Origin of the sequence: Streptomyces iakyrus (assembly GCF_000717055.1) — a bacterium.
Classification (GTDB): domain Bacteria; phylum Actinomycetota; class Actinomycetes; order Streptomycetales; family Streptomycetaceae; genus Streptomyces; species Streptomyces iakyrus.
This window is the reverse complement of sequence record NZ_JNXI01000014.1, coordinates 205,677-220,000: the sequence shown is the minus strand read 5'-3', so window position 1 is coordinate 220,000 and position 14,324 is coordinate 205,677. Positions and strand designations below refer to the sequence as shown.

12 protein-coding genes, 1 tRNA gene and 3 pseudogenes are annotated in these 14,324 nt (G+C 70.3%); 10 read left to right on the top strand and 6 right to left on the bottom strand.

What is annotated here, in order from left to right; translation table 11 throughout:
• Window positions 1-76 precede the first annotated feature (76 nt).
• On the bottom strand, window positions 77-541 hold the full coding sequence (locus OO68_RS22335) for a GatB/YqeY domain-containing protein (protein ID WP_033310175.1): 465 nt from the start codon (window positions 539-541) through the stop codon (window positions 77-79).
• Between the two features lie 146 nt (window positions 542-687).
• On the opposite strand from OO68_RS22335, the gene OO68_RS22330 reads away from it, so the two are divergent.
• The 3 genes from OO68_RS22330 (at window position 688) to OO68_RS22320 (ending at window position 2,796) form a co-directional block, all read left to right on the top strand.
• Complete coding sequence (locus OO68_RS22330; RefSeq protein WP_033310174.1) at window positions 688-1,629, top strand: metallophosphoesterase; 942 nt, start codon at window positions 688-690, stop codon at window positions 1,627-1,629.
• A 275-nt stretch (window positions 1,630-1,904) separates the two neighbouring features.
• Window positions 1,905-2,675, top strand: a complete 771-nt coding sequence (locus tag OO68_RS22325) for a Pr6Pr family membrane protein (protein WP_033310173.1) — start codon at window positions 1,905-1,907, stop codon at window positions 2,673-2,675.
• A gap of 47 nt (window positions 2,676-2,722) precedes the next feature.
• Window positions 2,723-2,796 (top strand) — tRNA-Pro (locus OO68_RS22320).
• Between the two features lie 77 nt (window positions 2,797-2,873).
• On the opposite strand, the pseudogene OO68_RS22315 reads toward OO68_RS22320, so the two are convergent.
• Together OO68_RS22315 and OO68_RS42400 are read right to left on the bottom strand one after the other, a co-directional pair.
• Window positions 2,874-3,599, bottom strand: a pseudogene (locus tag OO68_RS22315) (site-specific integrase); the annotation flags it as partial.
• 1 nt (window position 3,600) lies between these two features.
• A pseudogene (locus tag OO68_RS42400) lies at window positions 3,601-4,488 on the bottom strand (integrase core domain-containing protein); the annotation flags it as partial.
• A 232-nt stretch (window positions 4,489-4,720) separates the two neighbouring features.
• Between OO68_RS42400 and OO68_RS22305 the strand changes: the two are divergent.
• From OO68_RS22305 to OO68_RS42395, 6 genes and pseudogenes are all read left to right on the top strand, one after another.
• Window positions 4,721-6,016, top strand: coding sequence for a hypothetical protein (locus OO68_RS22305; protein ID WP_245237113.1), 1,296 nt, complete (start codon window positions 4,721-4,723; stop codon window positions 6,014-6,016).
• A gap of 55 nt (window positions 6,017-6,071) precedes the next feature.
• Entirely contained in the window at window positions 6,072-7,361 is a 1,290-nt protein-coding gene (locus OO68_RS22300) for a NucA/NucB deoxyribonuclease domain-containing protein (RefSeq protein WP_033310171.1), read from the top strand.
• A 19-nt stretch (window positions 7,362-7,380) separates the two neighbouring features.
• Window positions 7,381-7,908, top strand: a complete 528-nt coding sequence (locus OO68_RS22295) for a hypothetical protein (RefSeq protein WP_033310170.1) — start codon at window positions 7,381-7,383, stop codon at window positions 7,906-7,908.
• Window positions 7,909-8,112: 204 nt separating this feature from the next.
• The gene (locus OO68_RS22290) at window positions 8,113-8,928 is read left to right on the top strand and encodes an AbeC-like domain-containing protein (RefSeq protein WP_500691364.1); all 816 of its coding nucleotides are present in this window, start codon (window positions 8,113-8,115) and stop codon (window positions 8,926-8,928) included.
• A gap of 26 nt (window positions 8,929-8,954) precedes the next feature.
• Complete coding sequence (locus OO68_RS22285; protein WP_033310169.1) at window positions 8,955-9,350, top strand: hypothetical protein; 396 nt, start codon at window positions 8,955-8,957, stop codon at window positions 9,348-9,350.
• Window positions 9,351-9,481: 131 nt separating this feature from the next.
• Window positions 9,482-9,867: pseudogene (locus tag OO68_RS42395) on the top strand (PIG-L family deacetylase); the annotation flags it as partial.
• Window positions 9,868-9,895: 28 nt separating this feature from the next.
• On the opposite strand, the gene OO68_RS22275 reads toward OO68_RS42395, so the two are convergent.
• The 3 genes from OO68_RS22275 to OO68_RS22265 all read right to left on the bottom strand — a co-directional run bounded on the left by OO68_RS22275 (window position 9,896) and on the right by OO68_RS22265 (window position 12,082).
• Complete coding sequence (locus OO68_RS22275) at window positions 9,896-10,270, bottom strand: Pycsar system effector family protein (RefSeq protein WP_051814764.1); 375 nt, start codon at window positions 10,268-10,270, stop codon at window positions 9,896-9,898.
• A gap of 64 nt (window positions 10,271-10,334) precedes the next feature.
• Window positions 10,335-11,045, bottom strand: coding sequence for a TIGR03943 family putative permease subunit (locus OO68_RS22270; protein ID WP_033310167.1), 711 nt, complete (start codon window positions 11,043-11,045; stop codon window positions 10,335-10,337).
• Window positions 11,042-12,082, bottom strand: a complete 1,041-nt coding sequence (locus OO68_RS22265; protein ID WP_033310458.1) for a permease — start codon at window positions 12,080-12,082, stop codon at window positions 11,042-11,044. Before OO68_RS22265 ends, OO68_RS22270 begins: the two co-directional genes overlap by 4 nt.
• 182 nt (window positions 12,083-12,264) lie before the next feature.
• On the opposite strand from OO68_RS22265, the gene OO68_RS22260 reads away from it, so the two are divergent.
• Entirely contained in the window at window positions 12,265-14,160 is a 1,896-nt protein-coding gene (locus tag OO68_RS22260; protein ID WP_033310166.1) for an NAD-binding protein, read from the top strand.
• The last annotated feature ends 164 nt before the right edge of the window (window positions 14,161-14,324 follow it).

Sequence of the window (14,324 nt, the reverse complement as noted above, 5' to 3'; positions counted from 1 at the left end):
CCAAGCGACCGCACGACCGCGAGCAAGACGGCGTCCTGTCCCACCCTCGAACGGAGGAGGGACAGGACCGGGCTCGCTAGCCCGCGAGGATCTTCTTCACGACGGCGGCGACGCGGCCGCCCTCCGCCTGCCCGGCCACCTTCGGGTTCACGATCTTCATGACCGCGCCCATGGCCCGCGGCCCCTCGGCACCGGCCGCCTTCGCCTCCTCGACGGCCTGGGCGACGATCTCCTGGAGCTGCTCGTCCGACAGCTGCTGCGGCAGGTACGTGGCGAGGACCTCGCCCTCCGCCTTCTCCCGCTCGGCCTGCTCGGCCCGGCCACCCTGCGCGAAGGCGTCGGCCGCCTCACGCCGCTTCTTCGCCTCCCGGGCGATCACCTTCTGCACCTCGTCGTCGGAGAGCACGCGCTTCTCCTTGCCCGCGACCTCCTCCTTGGTGATCGCGGCGAGCGTCAGCCGGAGCGTCGAGGAGCGCAGCTCGTCGCGCTCCTTGATCGCAACGTTGAGGTCGTCCTGCAGCTTCGACTTGAGCGTGGTCATGGGGTCGATTGTCGCAGGTGCGGGAGGAGGAGCGCCCCTTCATTTAGGAGACCGCGGCCGAAGGGCCGGTGGTGTCACGGGATTTCGGGCACCGCACGGGCACCGCAGGGGCACGGGCAAGGGCCGGGGTCTGACACGATGGTCGTATGCGCGCGCGATACGGAGTCCCCCTGGGAATCGCGGCGGCTGGCGCCGCCGGTCTGTTGTACGCGGCGGGCTTCGAGGCCCGCTCCTTCCGCCTGCGCCGGGTCACCGTCCCGGTCCTGCCCCCGGGAATGCGCCCGCTGCGTGTGCTCCAGGTCTCCGACATCCACATGGTCGGGGGCCAGCGCAAGAAGCAGCGCTGGCTGCGGTCGCTGGCGGGCCTGCGCCCCGACTTCGTGATCAACACGGGCGACAACCTGTCCGACCCGGAGGGCGTCCCCGAGGTCCTGGACGCGCTCGGCCCCCTGATGGAGTTCCCGGGCGCGTACGTCTTCGGCTCCAACGACTACTACGGCCCCAAGCTGCGCAACCCCGCCCGCTACCTGCTGGAGAAGGCCCAGGGCCGCCACGGGCTCAACGGCAACGCGCCGGCCGAGGGCGTCGTGCACAACCCGTGGGAGGACCTGCGGGACGGCTTCGACGCGGCGGGCTGGCTCAACCTGACCAACTCGCGGGGCGAGCTCAAGCTGGAGGGCGCCTCGGTGGAGCTCACGGGCCTGGACGACCCGCACATCAAACGGGACCGCTACGCGCAGGTGGCCGGCGGCCCGTCCGAGGCGGCGGACTTCTCCATGGGCGTCGTGCACGCCCCCTACCTGCGCACCCTGGACGCCTTCACGGCCGACGCCTACCCCCTGATCCTGGCCGGCCACACCCACGGCGGCCAGCTGTGCATCCCCTTCTACGGCGCCCTGGTCACCAACTGCGACCTGGACACGGACCGGGTGAAGGGCCTGTCCCGGCACAGGGCGGAGGGCAACACGTCGTACCTGCACGTGTCGGCGGGCTGCGGCACGAACCGCTACACGCCGGTACGGTTCGGGTGCCCGCCTGAGGCCACGTTGCTGACGTTGGTCGGGCGCGACGAGGACCCGCGGGGGTAACGCGGAGGGGCCGGGCGGGACTGGGCCAGAGCCGGACGGGACTGGGGCCGCCGAGCCGGTCGGGTTAGCGGCCGGAACCGGACTGAGCCAGGGCTGGCGGCTGGCCGGGACCGCGAACCGCGACCGGAACCGGACGGAACCAGGGCTGGCGGCTGGGCTGGTCGGGACTGAGGCTGGAGCCCGTCGGGACCGGGGCCTGAGGTCGGCTGGGGCCGGGTAACCCACACAGCCCCGCCCACATCGCCCCCTATGTCCGTTTCTGCCAGCGTGGGGGCATGACCGCCCCGATACCCCGGGACATCCCGGACCTCCCCGCGATCCCGTTTCCGCCGGCACTGAAGCCCTCCCCCGTGCCCGCCACGGCCGTCGTCACCCCGGTCCGCCGCCCCGCGGCCGCGGCCTTCCGCCTGCTGATCGCCCTCGCGGCGGCCGGGGGCGTGACACTCGAACTGCTCCTCGGCGACCCGACCCGGGTCCTGAGTCACTTCACGATCCAGAGCAACATGCTGCTGGCGCTGGTCATGGTCCTCTCGGCCCGCCGCGCATGGACGACCGGCCGGCCCCTGCCGGGCGCCGTCCTGGGAGCGACGCTGCTCTACGTCGTCATCGCGGCCCTGGTGCACCACCTGCTCCTGATGAACGCGGCGAGCCCCTTCTCCCTCACGGGCGAGGCCGCCGCCCCGGCGGGCGGGCAGGCCCTCTCCCACGCCGTGCTGCACACCGTGACGCCGATCGCGGCGGTACTGGACTGGCTCCTGCTCACGTCCCCCGGCCGCATGCACCTCCGCCAGGCCAGCACCTGGCTCCTGTACCCCATGGCCTACCTGGCCTTCTGCCTCACCCGGGGCGAGCTGCTCCTCCCGGGCACGCCCGACCGCTACCTCTACCCGTTCCTGGACGTCGGCCAGGACGGCTTCAAGAGCGTCCTCGGCAACGCCCTCCTCCTGGGCCTCTCCTTCTACGCGCTGGCGGTGCTCCTCGTGGCCGTCGACCACGCCCGCCCGAACCCCATCCGCCACCGCGGTAAAACCGGATTTCGTCTCTAGCCACCGGTGGGCTAAAGTAAACGTCGTCGCCGCGACAGCAGCGACATCGGGGTGTAGCGCAGCTTGGCAGCGCGCTTCGTTCGGGACGAAGAGGTCGTGGGTTCAAATCCCGCCACCCCGACAGAGAAATACAAGGTCGGACCCACTTACGAACTTTTGTAGGTGGGTCTGATTCGTTGTACGTGTCTATCTGCGTGACTACCGCTCCGGATCCCGCTTGAAGATGCCGTCCACGGCGCCGGTCTGGATCACGGGCCGGATCTGCTTCCGGTAGACCTCCTCGGTCACGTCCGTGCCGGAGCGGCCGACGAGCCGGGAGATCTCCTCCAGCGGGACGCCCCGGTCGGAGAGCAGGGACACGAAGCTGTGGCGGAGCTCCCGCGGTGTCCACTCGTCGGCGTTGATCCCCTCTGCGTCCTTGAGCGCCTGGCGGAAGGCCCGCCGGACGTTGGTCGCGTCGAGCGGCTTGCCGACGGCCGAGGAGAAGACCAGTCCGTGTTCCTCCCAGCTGTCGCCAGCGGCGAGCCGCTCCCAACCCTGGTCCTCGAACTGCTGCCACAGGACCTCGACGCAACGCGCCGGCAGAGCGAGCGTTCGCCGGGACTTCCGTGTCTTGGTGTCCCCGCCGCGCCAGACCGAACGCCACACGGCGATGTGCGGGGGCTGCGGCGGATCGGCGTCCAGCCTGCCCTTGAGGAAGACGTGGTCCCAGGTCAGCGCCCGCAACTCCTCAGTGCGGGCACCGGTGAGCAGGGCGACGACGATGTACGCGTGCATCGAGGTCCCCTCGGCCGCCTTGAGTACCGTCTCAACTTGAGCGAAGCTGAGCGCCTTGGACGGCCGCCCAGCCTGGCCCTGAGGCACTGAGCACAGCTCGACGACGTTGCGCTTCACCTTGTCCCGCGCCATGGCTCGCTTGACCGAGGACCGCGCTAACCCGCCGCTGGACCCGCACCGGCTCCATCCGGGGCCGGGGCGGCGGGCCCGCGGGCCGCAGACCGTGCAACCGCTGCACCTCCTCGCTGGTGAGCGGGTTGGGCCGCACACGCAGCAGCTCCCGCGAGGACGGATCGAAGAACGACAGCGTCGCCTCGTCGATGCGGACGCTCACCCGGCGCCCGCCCAGGATCTCCGCCGCCAGCACCTGGCGCCCGCCCAGACCCACCAGCCCGTGCTTGTTCACCGTCCGGTCCACCTCGAACGCAGCACCGTCACCCGTCGGCAGCGGCGACGGCCCCGCCGCACGCCCACCCCGGGCCGCCAGCTGAGCCAGGTCCGCCACCGACAGGTGCGACCGCACCGACTTGATCCGCGACCCGGCGATCAGCAAGTGGATCACCTGTGTGTCGGCCCAGAACGTCACCGTCAGCCCCGAGCGGGCCGGGCCGAGCCAGAACTGCTTGCCCGCAACCTGCAGATTCCCACTCGCCGGCACCACCCGCTCGAACTCCACCGGTCCGCCGTCCTGCACCTGCGCCGATGGCGCGCTCTCCTCAAGCGCATGGACGGAAACAGGCATCGCCTCAGCCGGTTCTGGCTCGGCGGGAGCATGCCTCTGCTGAGGCACCAGCCCGAGCACTCCGGGCACCCGCAGGCCCAGCACATCCCGCTCCTGCTCGGGAACCGGGGCGAACCTCTCGGCCGGAGACTGCATGTCCAGGGCCTGATGCGGCCGGACGGAGTTGTATTCCTCCACCCACGCATCCAGCGCCGCCTGAGCCGCCCCGATGCTCTCGAACGCACCGCAGTCGTCCAGGAGTCAACGCCGCAGCGTCTGATGGAACCGCTCGACCTTGCCCGTCGTGGTCGGCGCGAGACAATCCTCGGCCGCTGGCTGCGGACCGTGTGGATTCACTCCAAGGCAACGTCCTTACCCCGGTGCAGGTACCGGTGAGCCGACGACAGATGTGGCCGTGATCACCTGTAGCGACTCAGCCAACTTGCCTTATAAGCAGATGTGCCAGAAAAAGAGCACATGTAGGTTCCCCTGTGACCACTCTTGATCGCTCCTAGGGGGAACCTTGTCGCGTTCGCGCGCGAGATTCTTGGCCTCGGCATGCGCCGGGGTCACCGCACTCACCATCCTCGGCACCGCCCCGTCCGCGAGTGCCGCCGCGCCCAAGGAAGCCTGCACCGGCCTCTACAACGCCCGGATCACCTTCTGGGCGATGACGTGCAGTCAGCCGGGCGAGCCGATGATCGGCGGCTTCGCCACCTGGCGCAACATACCGATCACCTTCGATCAGGTCGACACCGGGTCTACGACCGTGCAGGTGGCCAACTACATGCGCGTCAGCCCGAACACGTCGAGCGGTCCGCTGGCTCCCAACATCGAGATCGGCCTGTACGCGGAGAAGACGGGGAAGACCACCCACACCTACGGGCCGCGCTGGTCGGAGCTGACTACCAGCGGTGGTCGCACGACAGCCATCAAGGCCGGGGTCAACCCGACCAAGCCGGACAAGCGCAACCACACCTACATGACCGTCCGCCAGGACAGCGGCAACCAGTGGGATGTGCTCTACGACTTCAACAAGGTCGGCTCCACCACCAAACAGCTCAAGGTGCTGGGCGGTAACACCAACCGCATCGACGTCGGCCTCGAGGTGATGGGACCCAAGTACATCAACGTCCCCTCGATCGCGAACCGTATGCAGTTCATGACCGGGAACAAGGTGTGGCAGCAGGTGGCGACGCCCAACGTGGCCAAGTCCGTCACGCTCCCCGTGTGCAGCACGACCCACAAGCCGCCGAACTGCTTCACCACCAAGCTGACCGACAACAGCAAGTTCACCCAGTGGACCGTGAGCAAGCCGCGCCGGCAGGCCGCCGCCACTGCCTCCCCGGCTGCCCCGACGCACAGCCGGGATGTTGCTGCGGCCGGCTTGCCCGCCACGTTCAACGGCGTGGACCAGCAGGCTCTGCAGGCCTGCCTGGAGAACGACCCCGACAGCTGCCTGGCCAGCGTGCCTGGCCTATCCGAGTGCGTGGTCACCGTACGGGTCTGCAACGCCGCCGCCGTGCCGTCCGGTGGGCCATCGGAGGAGGCCACAGCTGCGGACACATCGGCTTCTGACATCCGGGCCCGAGCTGCAGCCGCCTTCGGCGTCCCCAGTGACGCCCTCGCCGTCAAGCCACCCACCTCACCCTCCGCGCTGAAGGCTCACCCGCACGCGGCCGACAGCAGCAGTGGCGACGCCGCCTGGACGGTGACCTCCACCAGCTCCACTCCCGGACTGCAGCGCACCGACCGCCGCTTCGACGGCTTCACCGCCCGCTACTCCGCACACACCGGCGCACTGCTGGAGGCGTGCTGGGGCGAGCTCTGCGATGCCTCGTGATCGCCACGTGCCGCAGACACCCCGCCGCTTCCGCACGCCAGCAAGGAGTCCCTTGGTGAAGATACGCACCGCACTCGTACGTCTCGCCCGCGTCACCGCCACCACGGCGGCCTTGACACTGCTCACCGCGGCCACCAGCACAGCCGCCCACGCCGCGGCGCCCCCGAACGACCCGGCCCCCGAGGGCACGATGTTCGTCGACGCCGCCTCTCTCCCCGCCGAGGAACTGCGCGGCCTCGACCAGCCCATCCCGTACGCCGAATACGCCCGATCCCACGGATCGAAGTCCGTGGCGTGGCAGGCAGCGGCCAACCCGGCTCCCGGCGACCAGCAGGACCTGCGACAGCAGTGTGCCAACCACGCGGCACAGGCGAAGACCGTCACCGGGTGGATCAAATCCCGCTTCGAGAGCTGCCAGAAACGTCCATTTGACCTGGTGCTGCGTGACATCAGGGGTACGACCACGCTCGGCCGCCTCACGTTCGACCAATGGGTTCTCGGCTTCGCCTACGACGGCAGTCGGCGCGTCGACTATGTGGCCAGCATCGAGAACATATGGGTCGATCCGATACCCACCGAAGATGCCACGAAGTGGCGGATCGGCCAGCACTTTCACCACAGCATCAACGCATCCAAGAGCGATCCGGATCCCAAGGTGACCGCGCCGCAGACCGTGAACCGCGATGAACTGCTCGGCGTGTGGGACACCAAGCCCCACTGGAACCTCACCTACAGCTCCCCGGACAAAGGCGCCTTGTTCGACCAGGGCAACCAGCAACGCGTCCTTTCGACCGTCACGATGGACCTGAGCGCTAGCTCCCCCAACTCCGCCCCGTACTTGGAAGGCAGCAACGTCTACAACTCGGGCGTCCGCTATGACTACGCCGGTAAGGTCGCGGGCAAGTACAAGGGCACCGTTTTCACGAAGGCGCGTGTGGAACTCGTGATGAGTCAGAAGGACTCGGCGGTCAACGAAAGCGCCGTGCACATCTACGACGCCCTGAACCGCCCCGAGCGCACCTTCCCCTCCTGGCCCGGGAAGAGCGTTCCGGGATCGAAGGAACCCCTGCGCCGAGTCGTCGATCCGAAGAAGATCGAAGACAATCGCAAGAAGTCCATCAAGGAATGCAAGAAGGTCTGGGGCGACTACGCCGGCAGCGGCCTGGAGTGCGACGAGTACCCCTTCGCCTCGACCAAGGAGGGGTCCACCAAGGGCGACAACCGCTTTTCCGTCCGGCTGATCGACGGTAAGGACAACCGCAAGGGCGGAGAGCGCCTCAACGAGATGTACACCCTCAACCGCGTCCTGGACGGCGACCCCTTCTACGTGAAGATCACCAACTAGCAGGAAGACACCACTGACCATGGCGCTTCTCTCCGAACACAACGTCACCGCCACCCCCGGCCGCCGCATGCTGGAGGTCTACGACGCGGACGCCTACCTCGGCGACGAAGCAGCCATGGATGCCGCGGAGACACAGGTGGTGGCCGGCAACGGCTACCACCTGTATCTCCTCAGCCTGCAACCGGACATGAAAGTCCAGATGGCGATCCGCATCTGGGACACCCCACCCACCCCGCCCGCTGAGGCCGAAGGCCACACCGACGTCAGCCTCGAATCCGAGACAGGCGTCCTGGTCGTCGGCCAGCTCGACCGCGGACCCGCCGACGAGATCACCCTGCCCCGTCCCGGCGTCTATGAAGGCCACGCCTGGTGGCAGAACCGCCAAGCAGCAGCCGACTACTACAACACCACCCTCGACCAACTCACCGACGACTCCCCCGAAGACCAGCTCACCGAAGCCTGGAACAACTGCCCCGTCACCGAACGCTACGTCCTCGACCTCGCCTACACCCGCGAGCCCGAACCCGTCGATGAGGACGACCTCTGAAATCCGTACGGGCCGGAGTGACAGCCGCCTCGAAAGACCCGCCTTGATGACTGCGAACGCTGGCATGATGCGCGCTCATGAGAACGTGAGATGACAGTGACGAGGCGTACGTAGTCGGCTTGTGCAGCCAGGTGCTCGGCGAGACCGCACTGACCCAGCACAGGTTCGACGAGCTACAGGGCGCCCCCGGGACGGTCGGCCGGCTTGCCGAACTGCCGGTCGACGTCTACTGGCCCGGCCACCAACTCGTGTTCCAATACCGGGAACACCGCCGCCCAGCTCCACGCCCACATCGCGCGCCGCCTGGACGATCCGGCCCCCTCCCATCATCGCGATCATCCGAAACTGCGCGTGGAGGTCATCGGGATCGCCGGCATCCACCGCAAGCGCTGGGAGCAGATCGACGACGACGCCTGGCGCAGCCTGCACACCCTCGCCGTGGACAACTTCGGCGACAAGCCCGCCGAGGAGGTCGCCCGCCGCTACATCTGGGCGCGGGTCACCGCCTGGAACGGCGACCTTGTCGCCGCCATACTCGTCCACTTCGCCTACCAGGGCGGCTTCCTGCGCGTCACCGTCCGCCCGCACATCATGGGCCCGCTCAACCCGAAGGTCGCCGGTCTCGCGCCCGCAGATCCGCGCAGCCTGAAATGGCTGGGCCGCACCGCGTTCAACGCCCTCGGCGACGTCTGCGTCGGATTCGACCGGCTCATACGCCGCAAGGCCCGCCCGCGACCCGAGCTCGACCCGGGCAGCGGACCGGTCAGCCTCCGCGAGGTCTACAGCCTCCGCTGGCTGGAGGACATGCACATGCACGACGACGCCCGCTACTACGTGCAGATGATGCAACGCCGGGTCTTCGACTCCACCGAGATCTTCCTGCGCGACCACAACGTCGACATCGCCGCCTACCGCCAACAGTCCACCGCCATTTACAACTTCGGCGTCATGAACGGCGGCACCATGACCGGCGCAGTCCAGGCCACGCCTTTCTCCGTCAACCCCTCCATGACGAACTGACCCCTCAAACCCGCCAGGAGCCCCGCATGCCCATCCGCCGCCAGCCCGACCCGATCCCGAACAGCCCCAACTTCGGCATCATCAACACCGGCCACATGACCGGCCCCGCCCAGGCCGCGCCTTTCTCCCAGAACGCCTCCCAGACCAACAACATCACCAACGAGGCCGTCGACAAGGCCCGCGAAAGCATCGACGACCTGCGACGGCGCCTGGAAGAACTTCGCGGCCGGTACCCCGAGGTGGACAGCGCCCTGCGCGACCTCGACATGATCGCCCCGCGGCTCGACGAACCAGAACGCGACGCCGGCACCCTGCGCTACATTCTCCAGAACCTCGTCGAACGATGCGGAGGCATCCCCGGCGTCCTGGCCGCAGCCCAGCTCGTCCAGTCCACGGTCACAGCCCTGCTACCCGGATCTTGAGACTCCTGCATCACCAGAATGCCCCAGTTCGAACCGACCGCCGTCCCGCTGACGTGCCGCTGGGCAGCCGAAGGCTTGCCTCTGCCGGTGAGAGGGTGGTGTGGGGGGGCACACCGGTCGCCGACGCAGGCGGCCACCCCGCCCACATCCAGGCCCACCGCATCACGATGGCGGCGCTGGAGATGACCGCGCTGGCACCGAAGGTGTACTGGACTACGATGCCCCGCTCGATGATGAAGCGGTTCGGCGAGATCATGCGCGAGTTTCAGCCGGACATGCCGGAGCCGGTCCTGCCGAGGCCGCTGCGATGGCCGAGATCGGCCTCCTCGACGATGAAATCACCACGTGGGTGGACACCACCGCGTTCAGCGGTCAGAAGTTCGACGCGCCGGCCGCGCACGCCAGCCAGGGCGAGAACATCTTCTTCCTCAAGATGGGCATGGAGACCTTCGTACGGGTCCAGGACGCCACCGGCGCGGCCGTACCCGAGAACGATCTCTTCGCAGGACTGCGCTGATCCACTCAGTCGAGCTCGGCCCATACACCTAGGACAGCACCCCGGTCAGCGTCCCCGCCACGGTGAGAGTCAGGAACAGCGCACCCCAGACCATCGCCTGCCGTACACGGCGGTGCCGGGACGGGATGTCGGCGGGCCGGGGCCCGGTGGCCAGGCTCAGGAGGACCAGGGACGGGGCGCAGGCCGCGCAGCCGGTCCAGAGGAGGAGCTGGGGGATCGTGGCGTACTGGGTGGGGGTGACGACGCCGGCGGTGATCGCGGCCAGGAGGGCGGTCAGGGCCGCGCCGAGGGTGGCCAGGGTCAGGCCGGCCCGGTGGTCGGCCCTGGCCAGTTCCGCGCGGACCGCCTCGGGCAGGAGCGGCGGGTCGAGTTCCGCCGTGTGCTCGCCGTGGAGTGTGGTCATGCGTACTCCTCGCTGATCAGCGGTTTCCCCCGGGTACCCCAAAGGGCGGGCGGCACACCGGGATTCAGGTGTTCCACGTCTCGTCGTACGGATCGTGCGGGGTGGGGACCGGTCTGGCGGTCGTCACCCTCAGGTACGGGATCGGGCCGCCGTTGACCGGGTCCTTCATGCGGCGCGGGGTGTAGGTGCCCGTGACCTCCAGCCAGGTGTCCGGCCGCAGGACCGGGGGGATCGCGCCCGTCAGCGCGATCTTGACCGGCTGGGCGTCGGCCGCACAGCAGTTGAGGCCCATGCGGACCAGGTAGGGGGTGCCCTCACGGTCCAGGGTGACGAAGCCGGTGATCTTCAGCCGGCGGTCGCGGAGGGAGCGGCCTCCGTCGTAGACCGCGCGGCCCGCGTAGTCGGCCACGGCGAGGCGCAGGGGCGCGTCACCGGTGGGGAGGGCCGGGAAGCCGAAGGGTTTCGTCAGGGCCGTGCCGGTGTGCGCGGCGCTGTAGGAGCCCAGGGCCGGCGGGGCGACCAGGATCAGGGCGAGGACCGGGAGCGCGAGGAGCCAGGAGACGCGGGGTTCGCGGTGCCGGTGGTGGTCGTCGGCGGGGGTGCGGCGGTCGTACCAGAGGGTGGCGGCCGCCGTGGCGATGAGGACCGCGCCCGCCAGCAGGACCATCGGGCGCAGGCCCTCCTTGACGTAGCGCAGGTAGAGGTCGGTCGTGCCGGCGTGCAGGAGGGTCGCGCCGAGCAGGAAGAGGAGGGCCGTCTGGGCCAGGCGGTTCACAGCAGGACCGATCCGGTCAGGGCCGATACGACGACGGCCAGGGCGAAGGTCGCGGGGGCGAAGCGCAGGGCGAAGGCGCGGCCGAAGGTGCCCGCCTGCATCGCGAAGAGCTTCAGGTCGATCATCGGGCCGACGACCAGGAACGTCAGACGGGCCGTCAGGGAGAACTGGGTCAGGGACGCCGCCACGAACGCGTCCGCCTCCGAGCAGATGGAGAGCAGGACGGCCAGGACCGCGAGGACCAGGACCGACAGCACCGGGTTGCCCGCCGCGACGCTCAGCCACTGCGCCGGGACCACGGCCTTGAGGGTCGCAGCGGCCATCGCGCCGATCACCAGGAACCCGCCCGCGTGCGTCACGTCGTGGCGGACCGAGCCCCAGAAGGCCGCTCCCCTGCCCCGGCCCTCGTACGACGCCCGGGCCGGGGGCCGGAGCCAGTCCGTGCGGCCGAGGCGGTGCCACAGCCAGCCCATCGAGCAGGCCACCAGCAGGCTCGCGACGAAACGGGCCAGGACCATCTCCGGGTTGCCGGGGAACGCCACGGCCGTCGCCGTCAGCACGATCGGGTTGATGGCGGGTGCCGACAGCAGGAAGGCCAGCGCCGCGGCGGGCGTGACCCCGCGGCGGACCAGGGCTCCGGCCACCGGCACGGACGCGCACTCGCAGCCCGGCAGGACGGCGCCCGCCGCACCCGCGACCGGGACGGCGAGGGCCGGGCGCTTCGGCAGGGCCCGGGCGAAGAACGACGGCGGCACGAACACCGCGATCGCCGCCGACAGCAGCACCCCGAGCACCAGGAACGGCAGCGCCTGGACCATGACCGCGACGAACACCGTCATCCAGCTCTGCATCACCGGAGCGGCCAGGGCGCCGCGGATCGGGTCCTGGAACATCACCGCCGTGAGCAGCACAAGCGTCAGCAGGAGGGGGGAGTTGAGGTACCGGCCCTCTTCCCCGGAGCCCGCCTCCCCGCCGCCGTCCGTCTCGGGGTCCCCGCGCTCGGCGCTGCCTGGCGGGACGGTCTTCGTGATGGCCACGGGCCCGGTACCTCCGGTGGTGCGCGAGGGCATTCCCCATTCCCTCCCCTTGCGTACGGACGCCGACGGCCGGGCGTTCACGCGACACCGTCCCCTTCTGGAACCCGCCGTCCCGGTGAGGCAGTCTTCTCCCCGTGGGGAGCGTTCCGAACCAAGGTCAGCCGAGTGATCCGGCCACGCACATGATCGTGTGCGGTGACGACGGGCTCGCGCACCGGCTGGCCGCCGAACTCCGAGGTGTCTACGCCGAGCAGGTCACGCTCGTCGTACCGCCCTCCGGGAGGCGGGTGCGCCGGCCCGTGGCGGGGCGGGCCCGGGCCGCTTCGGCGGCGCTGCTCGACCGGGTGGTGAGCGCGGCCGCCGGCCGGGCGGGGTCGGGCGGTGCCGAACCGGCCCCGAACGACCAGGTCGTCGAGGCCGCCGAGGTCACCGAGGCCGTGCTCACCGAGGTGGGCGCCGACCGGGCGGCGGCGCTCGCCCTCGTCTACGACGACGACGAGACCAACATCCGCGCCGCGCTCACCGCCCGCCGCTTCAACCCCTCCCTCCGCCTCGTACTCCGGCTGTACAACCGGCGGTTGGGGCAGCACATCGAGGAACTGCTGGACCAGACCGCGGCCGTGGCCTCCGGGGACGGGCAGGGCGCGGGGCTCGACGCGTCGACGACGGTGCTGTCCGACGCCGACACGGCCGCGCCGGCGCTGGCCGCCACCGCCCTCGTCGGCACCAGCAAGGTCGTCCAGACGGAAGGACTCGTGCTGCGTGCGGTGGAACGGCAGCCGCCGCGGCCGGGCGAGGTCGCCGACCCGGGGCTGTGCACCCTGGCGCTGCTGTCCGCGACGAGCAACGACCCGGCCGGCGCGGACGGTTCGGAGGGCAGCGGGGAGCACGGGCCGCGACTCCTGCCGGACGAGGCGGCGGTGGCGTCGGCGACCGGGCGCGGCACCGTCGTCCTGGAGCAGGTGTCGTACTCCGGGCCGCCCCTGCCCGCCGGGCGGGGCGGTGTGCCGCCGTTCGCCTCGCTGTTCTCGCGGCGGCTGCGGTGGTCATTGGCGGGCCTCGTGGGGTGTGTGCTCGCGCTCGCCGTCGCGTTGACGTTCGTGACCGGTGAGCACCCGCTGTACGCGACGTACGTCACCCTGCTCGACCTCTTCGGCATCAACGATCCCGCGTTCCACGAGTCGACCGGTGAGCAGGTGCTGCAACTGCTCTCCGGGCTGGTCGGGTTGCTGCTGCTGCCGGTGCTGCTGGCCGCGGTGCTGGAAGCACTGGGCACGTTCCGCAGCGCCTCGGCGCTGCGCAAGCCACCGCGGGGGCTCGGCGGGCACGTGGTGCTGCTCGGGCTCGGCAAGATCGGGACGCGGGTGCTGACGCGGCTGCGGGAGCTGCACATCCCCGTGGTGTGCGTGGAGTCCGACCCGGACGCGCGGGGGATGGCCACGGCGCGGCGGCTGCGGGTGCCGGTGGTGCTCGGGGACGTCACGCAGGAGGGGGTGCTGGAGGCCGCGAAGATTTACCGGGCGCACGCACTGCTGGCGCTGACCAGTGCGGACACGACGAACCTGGAGGCGGCGCTGTACGCACGCTCCGTGCGGCCCGACCTGCGGGTCGTGCTGCGGCTGTACGACGACGACTTCGCGACGGCCGTGTACCGCACGCTGCGGGCCGCGCATCCGTCCGCCCTCACCCGGAGCCGGAGCGTGTCGCATCTGGCCGCGCCCGCGTTCGCCGGGGCGATGATGGGGCGGCAGATCCTCGGGGCGATCCCGGTGGAGCGGCGGGTGCTGCTGTTCGCGGAGGTGGACGTGGCCGGGCATCCGCAGCTGGAGGGGCGGACGGTCGGGGAGGCGTTCCGGGCCGGGGCCTGGCGGGTCCTGGCGCTCAACACCTCGCCTCCCGGGGGGCGGCGGGGCGAAGGGGAGCCCGCGGGCGAGGAACGGGTGCCGGCTTCGGGGCTGGTATGGGATCTGCCTCCTACGTATGTGCTGGGCGCCGGGGACCGGGTGGTGCTGGCGGCGACCCGACGGGGGCTCGCGGAACTGCTGGGGCGGAGGCGGCGGGAGCGGTCTGGGGCGTGACGCCGAGCGGTGTCGCTTCACGGCTCGGCGTCACAAGGTGCCCGGCGTCGATGCTGAGGCCGGGGCGTCGCGCGACCCGGCGCTACGGGGTGCCTCCCCCAAGCTCTTCGAGCAGGGGATACCCCCAGCGCCCACCCGTGCCGCCCCGGCGGCACTACTGTCCG